Source organism: Paraburkholderia dioscoreae, from assembly GCF_902459535.1.
GTDB lineage: Bacteria > Pseudomonadota > Gammaproteobacteria > Burkholderiales > Burkholderiaceae > Paraburkholderia > Paraburkholderia dioscoreae.
This window is the reverse complement of record NZ_LR699554.1, coordinates 2729078-2748037: the sequence shown is the minus strand read 5'-3', so window position 1 is coordinate 2748037 and position 18960 is coordinate 2729078. Positions and strand designations below refer to the sequence as shown.

The 18960-nt window shown below is 63.5% G+C and carries 19 protein-coding genes; 12 read left to right on the top strand and 7 right to left on the bottom strand.

Translation table 11 applies throughout. The features are described 5' to 3' along the window. Positions 1–5 precede the first annotated feature (5 nt). From PDMSB3_RS32480 to PDMSB3_RS32430, 11 genes are all read left to right on the top strand, one after another. Positions 6–428, top strand: coding sequence for a MarR family winged helix-turn-helix transcriptional regulator (locus PDMSB3_RS32480; protein ID WP_007177997.1), 423 nt, complete (start codon positions 6–8; stop codon positions 426–428). 81 nt (positions 429–509) lie between these two features. Then, on the top strand, positions 510–926 hold the full coding sequence (locus PDMSB3_RS32475; RefSeq protein WP_007177996.1) for a MarR family winged helix-turn-helix transcriptional regulator: 417 nt from the start codon (positions 510–512) through the stop codon (positions 924–926). A 91-nt stretch (positions 927–1017) separates the two neighbouring features. Continuing rightward, the gene (locus tag PDMSB3_RS32470) at positions 1018–2145 is read left to right on the top strand and encodes an HlyD family secretion protein (RefSeq protein ID WP_007177995.1); all 1128 of its coding nucleotides are present in this window, start codon (positions 1018–1020) and stop codon (positions 2143–2145) included. A 7-nt stretch (positions 2146–2152) separates the two neighbouring features. Next, complete coding sequence (locus PDMSB3_RS32465; RefSeq protein WP_007177994.1) at positions 2153–3724, top strand: DHA2 family efflux MFS transporter permease subunit; 1572 nt, start codon at positions 2153–2155, stop codon at positions 3722–3724. A gap of 10 nt (positions 3725–3734) precedes the next feature. Next, entirely contained in the window at positions 3735–5168 is a 1434-nt protein-coding gene (locus tag PDMSB3_RS32460; protein WP_165189087.1) for an efflux transporter outer membrane subunit, read from the top strand. Positions 5169–5214: 46 nt separating this feature from the next. Then, positions 5215–6402 carry a thiolase family protein gene (locus PDMSB3_RS32455; protein WP_165189085.1) on the top strand — a complete coding sequence of 396 codons (1188 nt, stop codon included), beginning with the start codon at positions 5215–5217 and terminating at the stop codon, positions 6400–6402. 193 nt (positions 6403–6595) lie between these two features. Then, positions 6596–7873, top strand: coding sequence for a NupC/NupG family nucleoside CNT transporter (locus PDMSB3_RS32450; RefSeq protein ID WP_165189083.1), 1278 nt, complete (start codon positions 6596–6598; stop codon positions 7871–7873). Positions 7874–7888: 15 nt separating this feature from the next. Then, on the top strand, positions 7889–8278 hold the full coding sequence (locus PDMSB3_RS32445) for a cytidine deaminase (RefSeq protein ID WP_007177990.1): 390 nt from the start codon (positions 7889–7891) through the stop codon (positions 8276–8278). Next, on the top strand, positions 8275–9240 hold the full coding sequence (locus PDMSB3_RS32440; protein WP_007177989.1) for a nucleoside hydrolase: 966 nt from the start codon (positions 8275–8277) through the stop codon (positions 9238–9240). The genes PDMSB3_RS32445 and PDMSB3_RS32440 overlap by 4 nt, the downstream gene beginning before the upstream one ends. Before the next feature lie 246 nt (positions 9241–9486). Further along, positions 9487–10422 (top strand): 2-dehydropantoate 2-reductase, encoded by a 936-nt coding sequence (gene panE / locus PDMSB3_RS32435; protein ID WP_007177988.1) that lies wholly within the window; start codon positions 9487–9489, stop codon positions 10420–10422. A 63-nt stretch (positions 10423–10485) separates the two neighbouring features. Continuing rightward, positions 10486–10785, top strand: a complete 300-nt coding sequence (locus tag PDMSB3_RS32430; protein ID WP_007177987.1) for a hypothetical protein — start codon at positions 10486–10488, stop codon at positions 10783–10785. 86 nt (positions 10786–10871) lie between these two features. On the opposite strand, the gene PDMSB3_RS32425 is transcribed toward PDMSB3_RS32430, so the two are convergent. Genes PDMSB3_RS32425 through PDMSB3_RS32395 form a run of 7 tightly spaced genes read right to left on the bottom strand, consistent with a single transcriptional unit; the run spans position 10872 to position 17738 of the window. Beyond that, positions 10872–11918, bottom strand: a complete 1047-nt coding sequence (locus PDMSB3_RS32425) for an ABC transporter substrate-binding protein (protein ID WP_007177986.1) — start codon at positions 11916–11918, stop codon at positions 10872–10874. Between the two features lie 42 nt (positions 11919–11960). Continuing rightward, complete coding sequence (locus PDMSB3_RS32420) at positions 11961–13088, bottom strand: NAD(P)/FAD-dependent oxidoreductase (protein ID WP_007177985.1); 1128 nt, start codon at positions 13086–13088, stop codon at positions 11961–11963. Further along, on the bottom strand, positions 13081–14514 hold the full coding sequence (locus PDMSB3_RS32415; RefSeq protein WP_007177984.1) for an FAD/NAD(P)-dependent oxidoreductase: 1434 nt from the start codon (positions 14512–14514) through the stop codon (positions 13081–13083). Before PDMSB3_RS32415 ends, PDMSB3_RS32420 begins: the two co-directional genes overlap by 8 nt. Beyond that, positions 14511–14906, bottom strand: a complete 396-nt coding sequence (locus PDMSB3_RS32410; protein WP_007177983.1) for a (2Fe-2S)-binding protein — start codon at positions 14904–14906, stop codon at positions 14511–14513. The genes PDMSB3_RS32415 and PDMSB3_RS32410 overlap by 4 nt, the downstream gene beginning before the upstream one ends. Then, a complete protein-coding gene (locus PDMSB3_RS32405) occupies positions 14906–15700 on the bottom strand; it encodes an ABC transporter permease (RefSeq protein ID WP_007177982.1) in 795 nt (264 codons plus the stop codon). The genes PDMSB3_RS32410 and PDMSB3_RS32405 overlap by 1 nt, the downstream gene beginning before the upstream one ends. A 39-nt stretch (positions 15701–15739) precedes the next feature. Next, positions 15740–16654 (bottom strand): ABC transporter permease, encoded by a 915-nt coding sequence (locus tag PDMSB3_RS32400; RefSeq protein WP_165189081.1) that lies wholly within the window; start codon positions 16652–16654, stop codon positions 15740–15742. Further along, positions 16647–17738: an ABC transporter ATP-binding protein gene (locus PDMSB3_RS32395; protein ID WP_007177980.1), complete on the bottom strand. Its 1092-nt coding sequence runs from the start codon at positions 17736–17738 to the stop codon at positions 16647–16649. Before PDMSB3_RS32395 ends, PDMSB3_RS32400 begins: the two co-directional genes overlap by 8 nt. Before the next feature lie 302 nt (positions 17739–18040). On the opposite strand from PDMSB3_RS32395, the gene PDMSB3_RS32390 reads away from it, so the two are divergent. After that, positions 18041–18919: an IclR family transcriptional regulator gene (locus PDMSB3_RS32390; protein WP_007177979.1), complete on the top strand. Its 879-nt coding sequence runs from the start codon at positions 18041–18043 to the stop codon at positions 18917–18919. Positions 18920–18960: the final 41 nt, after the last annotated feature.

The following is an 18960-nucleotide window of genomic DNA, read 5'->3' as shown; positions in this document are numbered from 1 at the left end:
GCATCATGAACCGTCCTCTCTCTTACGACGAATGCAACTGTTTCGCGCTGCGCCAGGCGGCGCGGCACGTCACGCAAATCTACGAGCGCCATCTCAGTGCCGTCGGGTTGACGGCTGCGCAGTTCACGATTCTCGCCAAGCTCGCGCGCACGCCGAATCTGCCCATGCTGGATCTGGCGGACGCAATGGTGATGGAACGCACCACGCTGGTCCGTGCCATGAAGCCTTTGCAGCGCGACGGTCTGGTGGTTGCGGAATCCGCGGAGCATGACGGCCGCACGTTGCTGTTCAGCCTGACGGAGAAGGGCGAAGCAACGTTCGACCAGGCCGCCATTGCGTGGCGTGCCGCGCAGGACGAGTTCGAAAAGAAGTTCGGCCATGCGCGCGCCAAAACGCTGCGCGCCGAGCTGTTCAGCATCACCGGCTAGCTGAGGCGTCCGCGCTCGTTCACTGGGGCATACGTGCGCCTGTTTGTGTGCATACGCACTCACTCACGAGGAAGTCCAGCAATGGAAGGGCTAATCGACGACGACTGTTTTGCCATCCGCCAGGCCGCGCGTTATGTCTCGCAGATTTACGACCGGCATCTGGGCAATGTTGGGCTGACCATTACGCAGTTTTCGCTGCTGGGGCGGCTCAAACGCACCGGCCCCATGACAATGAAGCAAATGGCCGAGGCCATGCGCATGGAACGCACGACCCTGGTCCGCACGATCCAGCCGCTGCGCCGCAACGGCCTCGTGTCGAGCGAGGCACTCGGTGCCGACGCACGGGCGCTGACAATCGCGCTCACCGCCGCAGGCGAGGAGCGGCTCAAGGCAGGCCGTGAACACTGGTATGCCGCGCAAGCCGAATTCGAGCACCGCTTTGGCGAGCGGCGCGCGGCCGCACTACGTAGCGAACTGTTTGCAATGACACGGGATTGAGTCCGAAGCCGCGAGTGCGGCAACGGATGGCCGGCGCAATTGACGCGCCGTTTTTTTCAACGTAACGAGTGCATACGCACATACCGACAACATGTCCACTACTCCATCGACTATCGCCCCGCCGAGCGCGGCGCAGACCGCCAAACCGGCACGGCGTATTCCGTGGATGCTGCTCGCGGTCATCACGGTCCTCGTCGTGCTGGCGCTGGCGGCGTCGTACTGGTTCTTCGTCGGCCGCTTCGTCGAAACGACCGACGATGCCTACGTGGGCGGCGATGTCACTGTGATGGCGCCGAAGGTGAACGGCTTTGTCACGGACGTGCTGGTGCAGGACAACCAGTTCGTCCACGCAAACCAGGTGCTGATCCGGCTGGATGCGCGCGACTACGACGCGCGGCTCGCGCAGGCCACGGCGGAAGTGCAGAGCGCGCAAGCGGCGGTGATTGAATTGCAGGCGAAGAAATCCCTGCAACTCGCCACGATCAACGAGCAGGCCGCGGAGGTCCGCGCATCGGGCGCCGAATTGACGCGCAGCGCCGCGGACCAGACGCGCTACCGCGAACTCGTGAAGGACGAAGCGGTATCGAACCAGGTGGTCGAACGCGCGGACGCCGATCTGACGAAAGCGCACGCCGCGGTCGATCGCAGCAATGCGGCGCTGGTGGCCGCGCAGCGCCAGATCGCCGTGCTCGACGCGCAGATCGGCGACGCCGAGGCGCGCATCGCCACCGCGCAAGCCGCCCAACGCGTTGCGGCACTGAACGTGGAGTACACGACGATCCGCTCGCCGATCGACGGCTATGTCGGCAATCGCACCGCGCGAGTCGGCCTGCTGGCGAACACGGGTGTGTCGCTGCTGACGGTGGTGCCAGCGAGTGGATTGTGGATCGACGCCAACTTCAAGGAGGACCAGTTGAAGAAAATGCGCGTCGGCGACAGCGTCGACGTCGATCTCGATGCATCGAGCAAACGCATCCACGGGATCGTGGAAAGCCTGGCGCCGGCCACGGGTGCGACCTTTAGCGTGCTGCCCGCCGAAAACGCCACCGGCAACTTCACGAAGATCGTGCAGCGCGTGCCGGTGCGGGTGCGCCTCGATGTGCCCAAGGACATGCAAGGCGTGCTGCGTCCCGGTCTCTCCGCCACGGTGAAAGTGCATGTCGATGCCCCGCAGGGGGACGCCCTTCGGAGCGCCGAAAACACGTCGGCGCGCGGTTGAGCCGATCATGACTCAAGTTCTCGCCAACCCCGCCGATTTGCCGACGCGAACCAAAGTTCTGGCGTTCACGTTGATGTGCATCGGCTTTTTCATGGCGACGCTCGATATCCAGATCGTTGCGTCGTCACTCAAGGATATCGGCGGCGGCTTGTCCGCGAGCCAGGACGAACTCTCGTGGGTGCAGACCTCGTATCTGATCGCCGAGATTCTGGTGATTCCGATGTCCGGCTGGCTCACCCGCGTGTTCTCGACGCGCTGGGTGTTCGCGTTTTCCGCGCTCGGCTTCACGCTCACCAGCATGTTGTGCGGTCTCGCGTGGGACATCAACTCGATGATCCTGTTCCGCGGTTTGCAGGGCGCGCTCGGCGCCGCGATGATCCCGACGGTGTTTACCACGGCATTCGTGCTGTTTCCCGGCAAGCAGCGCCTGATCGCCTCCACCACCATCAGCGCGCTCGCCACGCTCGCGCCGACCGTCGGTCCGGTGATCGGCGGCTGGATCACGTCGCAATGGTCGTGGCACTGGCTGTTCTATCTGAACCTGGTGCCCGGCGTCGCCGTCACGCTGATGGTGCCGAAGTACGTGCACTTCGACAACGTCGACCTGTCGCTGCTGAAGAAAGGCGATTACCTCGGCATCCTGCTGATGTCGGGTTTTCTCGGTTGCCTCGAATACGTGCTGGAGGAAGGGCCGCGCAAGAACTGGTTCGGCGACGACATAATCGTGACGTGTACGTGGATAGCGGCGATCTGCGGCTTCCTGTTCATCGTGCATGCGTTCACCGCGAAAGAGCCGATCGTCGACTTGCGCGCGCTGGCGATCCGCAATTTCGGCATCGGCAGTCTGCTGTCGTTCATCACGGGGATCGGCATTTTCTGTGCGGTGTTCCTGACGCCGGTGTTCTTGTCGCGTGTGCGTGGCTTCGATTCGTTGCAGATCGGCGTGGCGTTGCTGTCGGTCGGCTGTTTTCAGTTGGCCGCGATGGTGGCTTATTCGGTGGTCGCGCGCTTTGTCGATATGCGGTTGCTGCTGGTGTTCGGCCTGGTGCTGTTCGGCGTGGGCTGTTATCTGTACGTGCCGCTGACCAATCAATGGGGCTGGCAGGAGTTGCTGATCCCGCAGGCGTTGCGCGGAATCGGCCAGCAGTTCTGCATTCCACCCATTGTCACGATGGCGCTCGGTTCATTGCCGATGTCGCGGCTTCGTTCCGCGAGCGGCCTGTTCAATCTGATGCGTAACCTCGGCGGCGCGATCGGCATTGCGGTGAGCAGCACGATGCTCAACGACCGCCTGAATCTGCACTATGAGCGGCTGGATGAACATCTGAACGTGGGCCGTCCGGTGGTCGAGTCGATCTTGCAGCAACAAGGCGCGCATTTCGCGGCAGTGGGCGGCAACGTGCTGAACGCGGCAAACGCGGGGCTCGGCGAACTGCACGCTCTGCTGATGCGCGAAGCACTCGTGCTCACGTTCTCCGATACCTTCTTCGCCCTGTCGCTGTGTTTCGTGGTCGGCCTGCTGAGCGTGCTGTTCTCGCGCCCGTTCGGCAACAACGCTCCGCCACCCGATGCCCATTGAGGAATTCCCCATGAAACCGATCCTTCTCAAAGTACTGGCGAGCGCCGCCATGCTGACGCTCGCGGCGTGCGCGGTGCAGCCGGCAACGCACGCGGATTTGCCGCAGACGGTGAAGACCGTCGCGCCCGCTGCGTGGAATGTCGATGCGCCGCAAGACAGCGTGAGCGCGGATGCGTGGTGGGCGCGATTCGGCGACCCCGTCATGCATCAACTGGTCGAATCCGTGTTGACCGGCAATCTCGACGTGCAGGCGGCCGTGGAACGCGTCAAGCAGGCGCAGGATCTGGCGACGCAAAACCGTGCGGCCCTGCTGCCCGAGTTGAATGCAAGCGCGACCGCGTCCGACTCGCGTCAGAACGCGCCGCCGCCACTCGGTTATGTGCGTCAGGCCGGTTTCGGCGTAACCGCCAGCTGGACGCCCGACGTGTTCGGCGGCGAGCGTCTTGCGGTGCTCGCGGCGCAGGCGCAGGTATCGGGACGTCAGACGGCTTTGAATCAGGTGCGCCTCGCACTCGCGGCGAATACCGCGGCGGCGTATATCGATCTGCGCTGGGCGCAATCGCAGTTGCAGATTCTGAACGACAACGAGCAGATTCGCGCACGCGCGCTGAAGCTCACACAGGCGCGTCTGCATTACGGGCTGTCGACGCAACTGGACGTTGCCCGCGCGCAGAACCAGCTGGAAGATTTGCAGGCGCAGATTCCGCGTGTGCAATCGGCGGTGCAGCATCAATTGAGTTTGATTGCGGTGTATTCGGGGCGCACGCCGGAAAGCGTGGACAGTTTGCTGCTTGCCAATGCCCGCGATATTCCGGTGCCCGCGCAAAGCGTGCCGCAGATGCTGCCTTCTAAAGCGCTCCTGCAGCGCCCCGACGTACGCACCGCATACGCAACGGTCGAACAGCGCGCGGCGGAAGTGGGCGTGTCGAAAGCGCAGCGCTATCCGCAGTTCAGGCTCAATCTCGCAGACGGTTTGCTGGCCTCGTCCTACCTCGGTCTGCCGACGCTGACCGACAACCTCTTTAGCGCCGCCTTGAACGCGACGAGTCCGATTTTCAACGCGGGCCGTATCACCGCGAATATCGATGCGAGCGAAAGCCGCATGCGCGAATCGCAACTCGGTCTGCAGCAAACCATGCTGCAAGCGCTCAAGGAAATCGAGGACAACCGCAGCGATCTGGTGAGCGGCGCAGTGCAGGTCCAACGGCTTGGCGGCGCGCTGGATGCGTCGGACCACGCGCTGCGTCTTTCGACCGAGCTGTACAAGGGCGGTGCGTCGAGTTTCCTGGATGTGCTTGCGGCGCAGGAAGCCTATCTGCGCGACGCCGAGTCGTTGAACCAGGCCAAACGCGAGCATGCGCTTTCGGCGGTTGCGTTGTACCGCTCGCTCGGCGGCGGCTGGGATGTGCCTGACGCGGTCACGGCGGTATCGGCGAACAACTGATGCAAGCGTGTGGCCAGTGAGTTGTTGATCCAACTGGAGAGAAACGATGACGAATCAGCGAGAAGTAGTGATCTGCAATCCGGTGAGAACGCCGATCGGCGCATTCGGCGGGGCGCTGAAAGAGGTGCCCGCCACCGAACTCGGCGCGATCGCCGTGCGCGAGACGTTGCATCGCAGCGGGCTCGACGCGGCCGCGCTGGGCTCGGTCGTGATGGGCAACGTGATTCAGGCCGGCAACAGGATGAATCCGGCGCGCCAGGCGTCGATCGGCGGCGGCGTGCCGGTGAGCGTGCCGGCGTTGACTGTCAATCGCGTGTGCGGCTCGGGTGCTCAGGCAATCGCCTCGGCGGCGCAGGAGATCCTGCTCGGTCTCGGCGATGCGGCCGTGGCCGGCGGCATGGAGAACATGGACCGCGCGCCGTATCTGCTCGACGGCGGCCGTTGGGGCTACCGCATGGGCAACGCGCAGATCCACGACAGCCTGCTGCGCGATGGTCTGAACGATGCGTTTTCGGGCGAGCACTCCGGCTGGCACACTGAAGACCTCGTCGCGCAATTCGACATTACGCGCGAAGCCCAGGACCGCTGGGCGGCGCGTTCGCAACAGCGATTCAGCGAGGCACAGGCGCGCGGCGATTTCGACGCCGAACTGGTCGCCGTGGAAACCGCGGGACGCAAAGGTCCGCAGCATTTCACGCGCGATGAACAACCGCGGCCCGACACCACGGTGGAAACGCTGGCGAAACTGCGTCCGGCATTTCGCCCGGATGGCACGATTACCGCGGGCAACGCGCCCGGATTGAACAGCGGCGCGGCCGCGATGCTGGTGGCGGAGCGCGGTTTCGCGGAAGCACGCGGCATCGAGCCGTTCGCGCGGCTCGTGTCTTACGGCGTCGCCGCGGTCGAACCGGGCATGTTCGGCCTTGGTCCTGTGCCGGCCGTGGAGATGGCGTTGGCGCGAGCGGGTTGGCAATTGCACGACGTCCAGCGCTTCGAGATCAATGAAGCGTTTGCCGCCGTGCCGATCGCGGTCGCGCGCAGATTCGGCATTGCGGACGAATTGATCAACGTGCAAGGCGGCGCGATTGCACATGGCCATCCGATCGGCGCGACCGGTGCCGTGCTGACCACGCGCCTGCTCCATTCCATGCGGCGCGATGGTCTCAAACGCGGCATTGTTACGCTGTGCATCGGCGGCGGCCAGGGGATTGCGCTGGCGTTGGAAATGCTCTGATTCTGAATCGATAGCGGCGGGGTGCATCGGCGTGCGAAATACCTCGACACACTCCGCCGCCTTTGTGCAAATGCGCGGCGCATCAATCGTGACTGAATCTTCGGCAATGGAGCGTGCGCCGCTATTTAAAGTTTCTCCTCCAGTACGAGTTTCGTTTAGCATCATTGCCACTTTCACAAGAACACGAAGAGACATGGCACTGATCGCTCGAAACATTCTCGGTATTGCCGTACTTCTGCTTGTCGCTTTCATCTTTTCGACCAACCGGCGTGCGATCCGTTTACGGACTGTAATTAGCGCATTACTGGCGCAGATCGGTATCGGCGCGTTCATTCTTTTCGTGCCGGTCGGCAAGTCGATTCTTTCGGGCGCGGCCTCCGGGGTGAATCATGTACTCGGCTACGGCAATGCGGGCATCGAGTTCCTGTTCGGCGGCCTCGTGCAAGCGAAGATGTTCCAGGTTTTCGGCGACGGCGGTTTCGTGTTCGCCGTGCGCGTGCTGCCGGCCATCATCTTCGTTACCGCACTGATCTCCGTGCTGTACTACATCGGCGTGATGCGCTGGATCGTGATCGTGCTCGGCACGTTGTTCCAGAAAGTGCTCGGCGTGTCGAAGCTCGAATCGTTTTCCGCGGTCACCACGATCTTTCTGGGTCAGAGCGAAATGCCCGCCGTGGTCAAACCGTTTACGCGCGACATGACCGGCGCCGAGCTGTTCGCGGTGATGTCGAGCGGCATGGCGGCCGTCGCCGGGTCGGTTCTGGCGGGGTATGCGGGTCTTGGCGTGCGAGTCGAGTATCTGCTCGCGGCCTCGTTCATGGCGGTGCCGGGCGGCTTGCTGTTCGCGAAGATCATTCACCCGTCCACGGAACCGAGCCGGGTTCATCTCGACAACCTCAACTTCGACGAGAAGCGCCCTGCCAATGTGATCGAGGCGGCGAGTTCCGGTGCGACCGTGGGCCTGAAAATCGCGGTGATGGTCGGTGCGATGCTGATCGCGTTCGTTGGGCTGATTGCGCTGCTCAACGGGATCGTGGGCGGCATTGGCGGCTGGTTCGGCCATCCGCAACTGTCCATGCAAGCGGTGCTCGGCATCGTGTTCGCGCCGCTCGCGTATCTGATCGGCGTGCCGTGGAGCGAGGCGACGATTGCCGGCAATTTCCTCGGGCAGAAGGTCATTCTCAACGAGTTCGTCGCCTATGCGTCGCTGTCGCCGTATCTGAAAGACGCCGCGAGCGTGACCGCGGCCGGTCTGCAGGCGCTCGATCCGCGTACCATTGCTATCCTGTCGTTTGCGCTGTGCGGCTTTGCGAATTTTTCGTCGATTGCGGTGCTGACGGGCGGCTTTAGCGCCGTCGCGCCGGAGCGCCGCGCCGAAGTCGCGCGTTACGGCCTGCGTGTCGTGCTCGCCGCGACGCTCTCGAACCTGATGAGCGCCACGATTGCGGGCATGTTCATTACGCTGAATTGAATCGAGGATCGCTGTATGAATATGGAACAATTGCTGGAACGCGCCGGTGCCGCGCGAGAAAAGGCCTATGCGCCGTATTCGAAGTTCAAGGTCGGTGCGGCGCTGCTGACCCGGGACGGCAAGGTGTTCGACGGCTGCAACGTCGAGAATGCGTCGTATGGTTTGTGCAATTGCGCCGAACGTACCGCGTTTTTCAGCGCTATTGCAGCGGGCTATCAGCGTGACCAGTTTGCGGCGCTCGCCGTGATCGGCGACACAGAAGGCCCGATCGCGCCGTGCGGTGCGTGCCGCCAGGTGATCATTGAACTGGGCGGGCCTGATTTGCCGATTCGCCTCGGCAATCTGCATGGCGCCACGCGCGACACTACCGCGCGTGAACAATTGCCGGACGCGTTCTATCTATGAGCAGGCATAAGGTCATCTACGACACCGACCCAGGTGTGGACGATGCAATGGCGCTCGTATTCCAGGCGCTGCATCCGGATATCGAACTGCTCGGTCTGACAAGCGTATTCGGCAATGCAACGATCGAAACGACCACACGCAACGCGCGCTTTCTCGCCGGGCGATTTGCCGCAGGCGTGCCGGTCGCACAAGGCGCGGCAGCGCCGCTCAAGCGCGCCGCGCCCGAACCGCTCGCATGGATTCACGGCGACAACGGGCTCGGCAATATCGCGTTGGATACAACGGAGCAGGCTGCACTCGACGCGCGCCCCGCGCACCGCTTCATCATCGACACGGTGCGCGCGCATCCCGGTGAAGTGACGCTGCTGGCGGTTGGGCCGCTCACGAATCTTGCTCTTGCGCTTGCCGACGATCCGCAGATCGCGCCGCTCGTCAAACAGGTAGTGATCATGGGCGGCGCATTCGGCACGGACGGCGTGCTCGGCAACGTCACGCCCGCGGCGGAGGCCAACATTCTGGGCGACCCGGATGCCGCGGACATCGTGTTCGGCGCGGCGTGGCCGGTCGCGATCGTCGGTCTGGACGTTACGCAGCGCACTATCATGAGCCACGATTATCTGGCGTCGCTGCGTGCTCGCGGCGGTGCGGCAGGTCAGTTCGTATGGGAAGTGTCGCGGCACTACGAGGCGTTTCACGAGCAGAGCGCGCAGCTTCCCGGCATCTACGTGCATGATTCGTCGGCGGTAGCCTACGTATTGGCGCCGCATCTCTATACGACGCGCAGCGGCCCGGTGCGCGTGCTGACCGACGGTATCGCGGTGGGCCAATCCATTCAGAAACCGTCGACCATGCCCGTGCCCGCGCCGGCCTGGGACAGCCGGCCCGACTGCAAGGTATGTATGGCGGTGGAGGTGCCGGGCATGCTCGCGCTCTACGAGAACACCATTTGCGGCACGCTTTGAGAAGGAGGACGCCGTATAGCCGACATCGCTGACACCCCGAGGCAAAGAGCGAAAGACGAAAGCGGTATTGCGCGGATTGATCTGACCTAAGCCGCTGTGCAGTGCAGCACGCCGGGCCACGGCAATCGTGGCGGATGTCGATCTTCAATCTTTGCTACATTCCTGCACACGCACTGCCTGTGCGTTCCTGAACGCCTTTGCTCATGGACGCGGCGCGCGTGACCGAAATCTATCAAGAGGCCAAAGATGCGAATTCTAGTAGTAGGGGCGGGTGCCGTGGGCGGCTACTTCGGCGGACGTCTCGCGGCGGCGGGACAGGACGTGACCTTCCTCGTGCGCCCTGGCCGGGCGGAGAAACTCAAGCGCGACGGGCTCGTGATCAGCAGCGTGCGCGGCGATCTCACCTTGCGCGACCCACAAACCATTCTCGCCGGCGTGAGCGCCGAGCCGTTCGATCTGGTGCTGCTGAGTTGCAAAGCCTACAGTCTCGACGACGCCATTGACTCCTTCGCACCGTTCGTCGGCGAATCGACGCTGATTCTGCCCATGCTCAACGGCATGCGCCATATCGAGGTGCTCGACGAAAAGTTCGGCTCCGCGCGCGTGCTGGGCGGTCAATGCGTGATTGCGGCGACGCTCAACGCCGAGCAGCACATCGTGCATCTGAACGACAGCCATGCGATCACTTTCGGCGAGCAGACGGGCGGCACGTCGGAACGTGTGCAGGCTATCGCCGAGGCAATGAGCGGCGCGAATTTCGATGCGCTGGTCAGCGACAACATTTTGCTGCGCATGTGGGAGAAGTGGGTGTTCCTGGCCACATTGGCGGCCGGCACGTGCTTGATGCGCGGTTCGGTCGGCGATATTCTGGCGGCGCCGGACGGCAAACGCGTGATCGAAAATCTGCTGGGCGAGGCGCGGGCGGTGGCCGAGCACAACGGTTTCACAATGGGCCCCGACTTCGACGCACGCGCCACGCAGACGCTCTTTACGCCTTCGCCGCTCACCGCTTCGATGCTGCGCGATGTCGAAAACCACTCGCATACCGAGGCGGATCACATTCTCGGCGACCTGATTTCGCGTGGCGGCGACGCGCAAAAGGGCGAGCACGGCTTGTCGTTGCTGCGTATCGCCTATAGTCATCTGAAGACGTATGAAGCGAGGCAGACCCGCACGTCCTGAATCAAGCCGTAGCGCGGAACCCGGCAGGCATGACCATGACAGCCTAACGATCGGAGGTGAAGCATGCCGAGTCCATCCGGGTCAGTGCCCGCGCTGAGTTCCGCGTCGGCCACGATCTTCTCGATCGGGATCGTCTTTCTCGGCTACTGGGGCATGTATGAGCCGACCGCCTGGCGAGTCGCCGACGTCTTCGTGTTCGTGTTCGCGCTGATCGGCTTCGGCTGCCTCGGGCTCGTGCCCTGGGTCGCGACAAGTCCCGTCGAACCCGAAACCAGCGACCGCCGGGTGCGCATTGCGCGGCATCTGTTTCTAGCGGGCGTGACGGCGATCTGGCTGGCGGTGGCGATGTCGGTGGTTTTCTAAAGCCACAATTCCTGCAAGCTCACAAAAAACGCGCGCCTTGCAACTCTGCAAGGCGCGCGTTTTTGTTGCAGCTCCCGAAGACCGGCTTAGCGTTCGATCTGCCGGTTCCAGCGCGTATCCCACTGCGCGCGGTGTGCGTTGATCGTGTCCCAATCCACAACCGTCACCTTGCGCACCAGATCTTCCACGTTGCCGAGGCTTTGCTGCATGGCCGGCGTCATCTTCGCGAGACGGTTGGTGGGGATCTGACGGCCGGCCTCGGCGGCCTTGGTTTGCGCCGGCGCGGAGAGCAGGAACTGCGCGAGCTTCTGCGCCAGTTGCGGGTCCGGGTTGTTGTTGACCACGCACAGATCGACCAGCAGCAACACCGGACCTTCCTTCGGATTCACATAGCCGACCGGAATGCCCTTGTCCGCCAGATCGCCCACGGCGGTCGGCGTCAACGGGAACAGACCCGCCTCGCCGGTCTGGACCATTTCGGAAATCTTCGCCGAATTCGGCACGTACTCGACCACGTTCGGTCCCACCGTGCTCGCCCATTTCGTGAAGCCCGGCTCCACGTTCTGTTCGCTACCGCCCATCAGACGGTTGATGGCGAGAAAGCCGTGCAGGCCGAAAGTACTGCTCGACGCCGACTGGAACACCACTTTGCCCTTGTATTTCGGATCGGCGAAATCCATCCACGAAGTGGGCGGCGCCCAGCCTTTTTCAGCGAACAGCTTCTTGTTGTAGGCAATGCCGGTCATGCCGAGTTGCACGCCCGCGCCCATGTCGTCTTTCATGCGCGCGAACGGATAGAGTTCCTTGAGCACCGGCGAATCGTCGAGCTTCCTGCACACACCCATGCTGACCGCGCGTGCCATCACGCCGTCGTCGAGAAACACCACATGGATCTGTGGACTGGCCTTGTTGGCCAGCAGCTTGGCGAGAATGTCCGACGACGTGCCCGGCACCACGACCACCTTCACGTTGTTGGCTTTCTCGAAGTCGGGCAGCACCTGGCTCGTATAGGCCTTTTCCATCGGGCCGCCGTTCATGCCGATATAGATCGTTTTGGTTTGCGACCACGCCGGCGCGGCCGCGCCGAATGCACATAAGGCGGCCAGCGCCGCGAGCGTTTTGAACAGTTTCATTGAGGAGCTCCGGGGGTTCACTAAAGTTCACTAAACGATGACTCAGGCGACCGGAGAGGTCGCCACAGCAGCAAAGCGGCCAATCGAAAAAGCGTCGAGTGGCGTGGCGGTGGCGCCGTCGATGACGAGATCGGCGAGCACTTCGCCGACGCCCGGCGCGAGCAGAAAGCCGCCGCCTGAAAAACCGAATGCATGCAACAGACGCGGCACGGTGCGGCTCGCGCCGATGATCGGATTGCTGTCGGGCGTTTCGCCTTCCACGCCGCTCCACGTGCGGATCAGCAACGCCTCGCGCAACGCGGGCAGCAGCGCGCAAGCGTCGCGCATCACCGCGCGCGTGGTTTCCGTCGACGGCTGGCCGTATTCGCCGTCGCCATGTCCGCGTCCGCCGCCGATCACACAATTGCCGCGCGCCACCTGCCGCGCGTAGATGCCGCCGCCATACACGCCCAGGTTGTGCGTGATGAAGAGCGGCAGCGGTTCGGTGACCCACATGTTCGGGTAGATCGGTTTCATCGGCACGGTCTCGCCGAAATAGCCCGCCACGGTATTCGCCCACGCGCCGGCCGAGTTGATCAGCCAGTCGGCGCTGACGCGCAGGTCGCCGGCGCGCAATTGAAAACGCTTGCCGTCGTGCCGAATGTCGGTGAGTTCGGATTGCTCGCGCACGTCCGCGCCCGCGGTACGCGCGGCATGCGCGAAGGCGGGCGACACCAGCCGCGGATTCGCATGACCGTCCGTCGCACACAGCGAGCCGCCGACGGCCGATGCGCCGAGCCACGGGTAGCGTTCGCGGAACGCCGTGCCGCTGATCAGTTGCGCGTGCACGCCATAGTCGCGCGCCATCTCGGCCCACGTTTGCAGCGCGGCCAGCGCGCTTTCGCCGCGGGCCAGGCGCAAATGGCCCGACACCGTAAATTCGCCGTCGATGCCGATCAACTCCGGCAAGCGGTCCCAGATACGCCGCGCGCGGATCGCGAGCGGCATCTGTTCGACTGGGCGTCCCTGGCAGCGCACGCCGCCGTAGTTCACGCCGCTCGCCTGCGCGCCGCAATAGCGTCGCTCGAAGAGGCCTACGCGCAGGCCGCGCTTAGCCAGCGCCAACGCCGCCGATGAACCGACCAGCCCGCCGCCCGCGATTGCGACGTCGTAATGCAGGGTGTCACTCATCGCGCGCCTCCATTGGGATTTCGGCGACGTCGTCGGCATACATGGCCGGCGCGAGCGGAATGGGTTTGACGGGCGGCTGGCTGCGCAAGCGGCCCACTGCGTCGAGAGGTTTGCCGGTTTCTTCGGCGAGCAGGTTGAGCGCGGCTTCGCCGCACATGCGTCCCTGGCAACGTCCCATGCCGATGCGCGTGAGCGCCTTCAACCGGTTGATCTCATTCGCTTCGCCGCCACGGATGCAGCGCCTTAGCGTGCCCGCGTCGATTTCTTCGCAGCGGCACACGGTCATGTCGTCGGGCCATTGCGACGCGCATTTCGCGGGCGGCGCGAAGGCCGTTTCGATACCCTCGCGAAATACCGCGATACGTTTCAGCCGGCGTTCGATCGATGCAGCGTCGGGCATATTCGGGCCACGTGGATGCGCGATACCGAGATCGTCGAGCAACGCCAGCGCGGCGTGTCGGCCGGCCAGTTCGGCGGCGTCCGCACCGGCGATGCCCGCGCCGTCGCCGGCGAGATAGAGGCCGCGCACGGAACTGCGTCCCGCCGGGTCTGTTTCAGGCAGCCAGCAACGGTTGGTCGCGTCGAAACGGAAGCGGCAGCCGGCGAGATCGGCGAGTTGTGTTTCGGGTTTCAGGCCGAAGCTCAAGCCGACCGCGTCGCACGCGATTGTTTCGTTTGCCGAACCATTACGCGCGGCGCGCCATTCGAGCGCTTCCACACCGTCTACGCCGCGAATGCCGACTAGCGTCACATCGCGCTCGATCCGCACGCCATGCATTTTCAGCCAGCCGACGTAGTAGAGGCCTTTGGCGAACGTGGACGGCAGGCGCGCGAGTTTCGGCGCCGCGGCGATCTGCTGCGAGAACGGACTCGTGTCGAGCACGGCCACGACTTGCGCGCCCGCTTTCACGTACTGGTACGCCACGAGGTACAACAGCGGACCGGTGCCCGCCAGCACGACGCGCCGGCCGATCGCGCAGCCTTGCGCCTTCAATGCGACCTGGGCCGCGCCGAGCGTGTAGACGCCGGGCAGCGTCCAGCCCGGCACCGGCAGCACGCGGTCGGTCGCGCCGCTGGCGATGATCAGATGCGAGAACGGCACGCGCCGCTCACGTCCTGCGTGCAAGGTATCGAGGTGGCCCGCTTCGCACGCCCATGCAAGCGTGTCGGGGCGATAGTCGAGATGAGGCAGAAGTGCGGCCATGGTCGAATGCAATGCATCGGCCTTGCACGCTTCGAAACCGTAGAGCGTTTTTTTCGAGCGCTGGAATCCGCCATTGGCGGGCGGCTGCCGATAGATCTGGCCGCCCCAGCGCGCGTTTTCATCGATCACGACCGGCTTCACGCCGGCCGCCACCAGCGTCTCGGCAGCGCGTACGCCAGCCGGTCCGGCGCCGACGATCACGATGCGGCGTTCGTCGCTCATCGCGCGTCTCCGTTTCTGTCCGCGGTGTCGGCTTCGATAGCGGCGGCCGGGCGCGTGAGCACGCGCATGCCCTCGGTCACGAGCGTCGAGCACGCACGTACGCGCTTGCCGTCTTCGGTGCGCATCCAGCAGTCCTGACATGCGCCGATCAGGCAGAAACCCGCGCGCGGCGCGCCGCTGAATTCGCTTTCGCGCACGCGGCGTTGCTGCATCAGCACGGCTGTCAGCAGCGTATCGCCTTGCAGCGCGGCGACTTCCTGACCATCGAGAAAGAAGCGCAGCGGTTTGCGCCGCGTTTCCGCAATGCGGATGAATTGCGGCTCACGACGCGGCGCGGTGGCGTTGGTAGACGACAAGGTGGACGGCATGAGAGCGTGGTCGGAAGAAGACATTAGTGCTGGCCGATCAGAATGCGGTTGAGGCCATACACGCGGTCGAGCAGCAGCATCGCGCCGCCCGTGATGAAAATCACCAGCGCGGACACGGAAGCCATCATCGGGTCGATCGATTCGGTGGCGTACATGTACATGCGCACCGGCAGCGTGACGGTTTGCGGCGAGGTGACGAAGATCGACATGGTCAATTCGTCGAAGCTGTTGATGAAGGCCAGCAGCCAGCCGCCGGTTATGCCCGGCAGAATCATCGGGAAAGTGATGCGGCGAAACGTGGTCCATGCGTCGGCGCCTAGCGAGTTGGCGGCGTGCTCGACGCTGCGGTCGAGCCCGCTTACCGAAGCCAGCACGAGCCGCATGACGAACGGCGTGATGATGATCATGTGCGCGAGCACGAGCCAGGCGAACGAGCCGGTCGCACCGATCAGCGCGAAAAAACGCAGCAGCGCGATGCCGAGTACGAGGCCGGGAATCACGAGCGGCGACAGCAACAGGCCGTTGAGAAAGCTGCGGCCGGGAAAGCGCGCGCGGCCGATGGCGAGCGCGGCGGGCAGCGCCACGATCAGCGAGAGCGTTGCCGAAGCGAACGCCAGCTTCAGGCTATTGAAAAACGCGCTGATGAAATCCGGGTAATTGAGGATCGCGCGGAACCAGCGCAACGAGACGCCGTGCGTGGGCAACGTGAGCGTTTCGTCGGGCGTGAAGGCGACCAGCACGACGATCACGAGCGGTGCGAGCACGAACGCAATCACGAGCGTGTGGAAAATCAGCGCGATAAGGCCGTTTTTTCTCATGATGTTTTCACTGAGTGAGCCGATAAGTGAGCCGATGAATTAGCCGAGGCTTCGGGTGTATTTGCGTTCCAGAACCCGGTAGTACGTGAGCATCACGATCAGGTTCGCGACCAGCAGCAGGAGCGCGATAGTCGCGCCGAGCGGCCAGTTCAGCGAGCCGAGGAACTCGTCGTACACGGCGGTGGCGGCCACTTTCAGGCGTCGTCCGCCGAGCAGGCCGGGAATCGCGAAGGCGCTCGCCGACAAGCCGAACACCATCAGGCTGCCCGACAGAATGCCCGGCGTGAGCTGCGGCAGAACGATGCGACGCAGCGTGGTGGCGGGCGATGCCATTAGCGAAAGCGCGGCGTTTTCCGTTTGCGGGTCGAGCTTCTGCAGCGCCGTCCACACCGGAATTACCATGAACGGCAGCATCACGTGCACGAGTGCAATGACGATCGCAAAGGTGGTGTACTCGAGCTTGTAAGGCCCGAGTCCGATCAGACCGAACGCCTGATTCACGAGACCGTTGGTGTTGAGCAGCATGCTCCAGCCGAAGGCCCGCACCACCACGGAGACCAGCAGCGGCGCGAGAATCACCAGCAGGAACATCGAGCGGTACGGGTCGCGCATGCGCGACAGCACATATGCTTCCGGCGTGCCGATCACGACGCACAGCAGCGTGACCAGAAACGCAATGCCGAAGGTGCGCAGAAAGATGGTGTGGTAATACGACGAGCTCAGCACTTCCGCGTAATTGCCGAACTGGAACGCGGCGATCGGCCCGCTGGCCGGATCGAAGCGATAGAAGGTCAGCACCAGCGTCATCAGAAGCGGTACGAGCACGAGCGCCACGAACAGCAGAAACGCCGGCGCGCACATCAGCCATAGCGGCAAAAATGCCTGCCAGGGCGCGCGGCGGGCGTTGCCGGATTTCATGTCGCGCTTGTCGGTGGCGGGCAGCGTACTAGCCATGATGCGCGTCCCGTTGAATGAAGCGGATCGCCTCGCTGTTCCAGTCCACGCCCACTGCCGCGCCTTCGGGCAGCGGCTCCGTGCCTTCGTTCTGGCAGCACACCAGCACTTCGCCGAGCCGGCTGTCAAGCCGGTACAACCATTGGCTGCCGAGGAAGAAGCGGCTCGTGACGGTTGCTGGCACACGCCCCGCGTTCGGTGCGCACAGGCGCAGTTTTTCCGGGCGAATGCACAAGGTCACCGCGTCGCCGACACCGACCACACGCTCGCGCGCCGGCAACTGCGCCGTGTGCCCGGTTTCCGCGAGATCGTGGCCGAGATCGATGCGGATCGCGTCCCCGTCGCGCGCCACCACGATGCCAGGCAGCATGTTGGCCTTGCCGATGAACTGCGAGACGAAGCGATTCTCGGGTCGCTCGTACGCTTCGTACGGTGTGTCGATCTGCGTAATGCGGCCGGCTTCCATCACCACCACGCGATCGCTGATCGACAGCGCTTCGGATTGATCGTGCGTCACCATGATGGTGGTCGTGCCGATCTTGCGTTGAATGCCGCGCAGTTCGAACTGCATGTCTTCGCGCAGCTTGGCGTCGAGATTCGACATCGGTTCGTCGAGCAGCAGTACCGGCGGCGCGATCACGATGGCCCGGGCAATCGCCACACGTTGCCGTTGACCGCCGGAGAGTTCGCGCGGAAAGCGATGCGCGAGCGTGTCGAGCCGCACCAGCGCCAGCGCTTCGCGAATGCGCTCCTTGCGCTCGGCTTTGTCGATGTTGCGCATTTCCAGTCCGAAGCCGACGTTCTCGGCGACGCTCATGTGCGGAAACAGCGCGTAGCTCTGGAACACGATGCCGAGGCCGCGCCTGTTCGGTTTCATGTGCGTGATGTCGCGGCCGTCGAGCGTGATGCGTCCGCGCGTCGTTTCGACGAAGCCCGCGATCATCTGCAAGGTGGTGGTCTTGCCGCAGCCGGACGGCCCGAGCAACGAAACGAATTCGCCTTTTTCCACCGACAGGTTCACGTCGGCGACTGCGTGCAGATCGCCGAACGATTTCGTGACGTCGGTAAGTGTGAGGAACGACATGATCTGACCTTTGGATGGTTCGACACCGGTTCAATCGACTACTGCCTCGATGACGCCGACTCTAGCTAGCCAAATTACCGTCAGTCAATTTCAAATTCCGATTGCCGGTATAAGATTAAAAAAAATTCCACTGTATGAAAGATATTGGTGGAAAGCGTGCTCGCTGTTCCGCTGCGTGGCGTCCGGAAAATCCCTATGAATTATCGGCACAACGTCTCTACGAGCGGGATGTTCCCAGATTCCATTTGAGGATAAAACGCTTTATAGTGTTTCGGTCAATGAAATAATTCAGAGCCAGAAAGATGAAAGTTGCCGCCAAACGAGATACCGACACCGCCGTGGCCGAGCCGGGTGGCACTCCCGGCCCCGGCATGCTGGAACGTGCGTTCGCGGTGATTCGCGCATTGTCCGAGGCGCAGCCCGACGGCGGGCGTGTCACGCGTCTGGCGAAAACGGTCGGATTGACGCAAGGCACGGTGCACCGCATCCTGCATGCGTTGATCGCGGAGGGTATCGTCGAACAGGACGAAAGCTCCAAGCTGTACCGGCTGAGTGTGGATTTTTTCGCGCTCGCGGCGCAGGCCGGCAACCCGAGCGGCATGCGCACGCTATGCCGTCCCGCGTTGCTGCGGTTGTGCGCCAGTCTCGGCGACACGATCTTTCTACTCGTCAAAAGCAGCTTCGACGCAGTGTGCCTCGACATCTGCGAAGGGCCGTTTCCGATCCGTTCGTTCACCGGCGATATAGGCGGGCGCGTGGCTTTAGGTGTCGGGCAGGGCAGTCTGGCGATTCTCGCGTTTTTGCCCGAGGCGGAGCGTGAGGAGATCATCCGTTTCAACGTGCCGCGAATTCGCGGCTACGGCGTGCTCGACGAGGTGTATTTGCGCACCGAGATCGAACGCGTGCGCCAGTTGGGCTATGCGGGGCGCAATAGCGGTGTGCTCGACGGCATGGCGGGTGTCGCGGTGCCGATTCTGGATCGCACCGGTGTGGCGGTCGCCGCGTTGAGCGTCGGCACGCTGGCCGCGCGTCTCGGCGACGACCGTCTGCCGATGGTGGTCGAATTGCTGCGCCGCCAGGCTGACGCAATCGGCCCGCAAACCAACCCGTTCGATGTCGCGTTGCGCAGGCCGATGCATGGCTTGTCGCGCGCCATGACCACCGAACGGATCACGGGATAAGCGCAGGCGCGCTCAACGAGGCGGCGCGCTAACTGCGCCGC

Coding starts and splice junctions, on each gene's coding strand:
- PDMSB3_RS32460 (WP_165189087.1), top strand. CDS start 3,735: ATGAAACCGATCCTTCTCAAAGTACTGGCGAGCGCCGCCATGCTGACG.
- PDMSB3_RS32470 (WP_007177995.1), top strand. CDS start 1,018: ATGTCCACTACTCCATCGACTATCGCCCCGCCGAGCGCGGCGCAGACC.
- PDMSB3_RS32430 (WP_007177987.1), top strand. CDS start 10,486: ATGCCGAGTCCATCCGGGTCAGTGCCCGCGCTGAGTTCCGCGTCGGCC.
- PDMSB3_RS32420 (WP_007177985.1), bottom strand. CDS start 13,088: ATGAGTGACACCCTGCATTACGACGTCGCAATCGCGGGCGGCGGGCTG.
- PDMSB3_RS32410 (WP_007177983.1), bottom strand. CDS start 14,906: ATGTCTTCTTCCGACCACGCTCTCATGCCGTCCACCTTGTCGTCTACC.
- PDMSB3_RS32455 (WP_165189085.1), top strand. CDS start 5,215: ATGACGAATCAGCGAGAAGTAGTGATCTGCAATCCGGTGAGAACGCCG.
- PDMSB3_RS32450 (WP_165189083.1), top strand. CDS start 6,596: ATGGCACTGATCGCTCGAAACATTCTCGGTATTGCCGTACTTCTGCTT.
- PDMSB3_RS32405 (WP_007177982.1), bottom strand. CDS start 15,700: ATGAGAAAAAACGGCCTTATCGCGCTGATTTTCCACACGCTCGTGATT.
- PDMSB3_RS32465 (WP_007177994.1), top strand. CDS start 2,153: ATGACTCAAGTTCTCGCCAACCCCGCCGATTTGCCGACGCGAACCAAA.
- PDMSB3_RS32425 (WP_007177986.1), bottom strand. CDS start 11,918: ATGAAACTGTTCAAAACGCTCGCGGCGCTGGCCGCCTTATGTGCATTC.
- PDMSB3_RS32480 (WP_007177997.1), top strand. CDS start 6: ATGAACCGTCCTCTCTCTTACGACGAATGCAACTGTTTCGCGCTGCGC.
- PDMSB3_RS32440 (WP_007177989.1), top strand. CDS start 8,275: ATGAGCAGGCATAAGGTCATCTACGACACCGACCCAGGTGTGGACGAT.
- PDMSB3_RS32415 (WP_007177984.1), bottom strand. CDS start 14,514: ATGAGCGACGAACGCCGCATCGTGATCGTCGGCGCCGGACCGGCTGGC.
- PDMSB3_RS32445 (WP_007177990.1), top strand. CDS start 7,889: ATGAATATGGAACAATTGCTGGAACGCGCCGGTGCCGCGCGAGAAAAG.
- PDMSB3_RS32475 (WP_007177996.1), top strand. CDS start 510: ATGGAAGGGCTAATCGACGACGACTGTTTTGCCATCCGCCAGGCCGCG.
- PDMSB3_RS32395 (WP_007177980.1), bottom strand. CDS start 17,738: ATGTCGTTCCTCACACTTACCGACGTCACGAAATCGTTCGGCGATCTG.
- panE (WP_007177988.1), top strand. CDS start 9,487: ATGCGAATTCTAGTAGTAGGGGCGGGTGCCGTGGGCGGCTACTTCGGC.
- PDMSB3_RS32390 (WP_007177979.1), top strand. CDS start 18,041: ATGAAAGTTGCCGCCAAACGAGATACCGACACCGCCGTGGCCGAGCCG.
- PDMSB3_RS32400 (WP_165189081.1), bottom strand. CDS start 16,654: ATGGCTAGTACGCTGCCCGCCACCGACAAGCGCGACATGAAATCCGGC.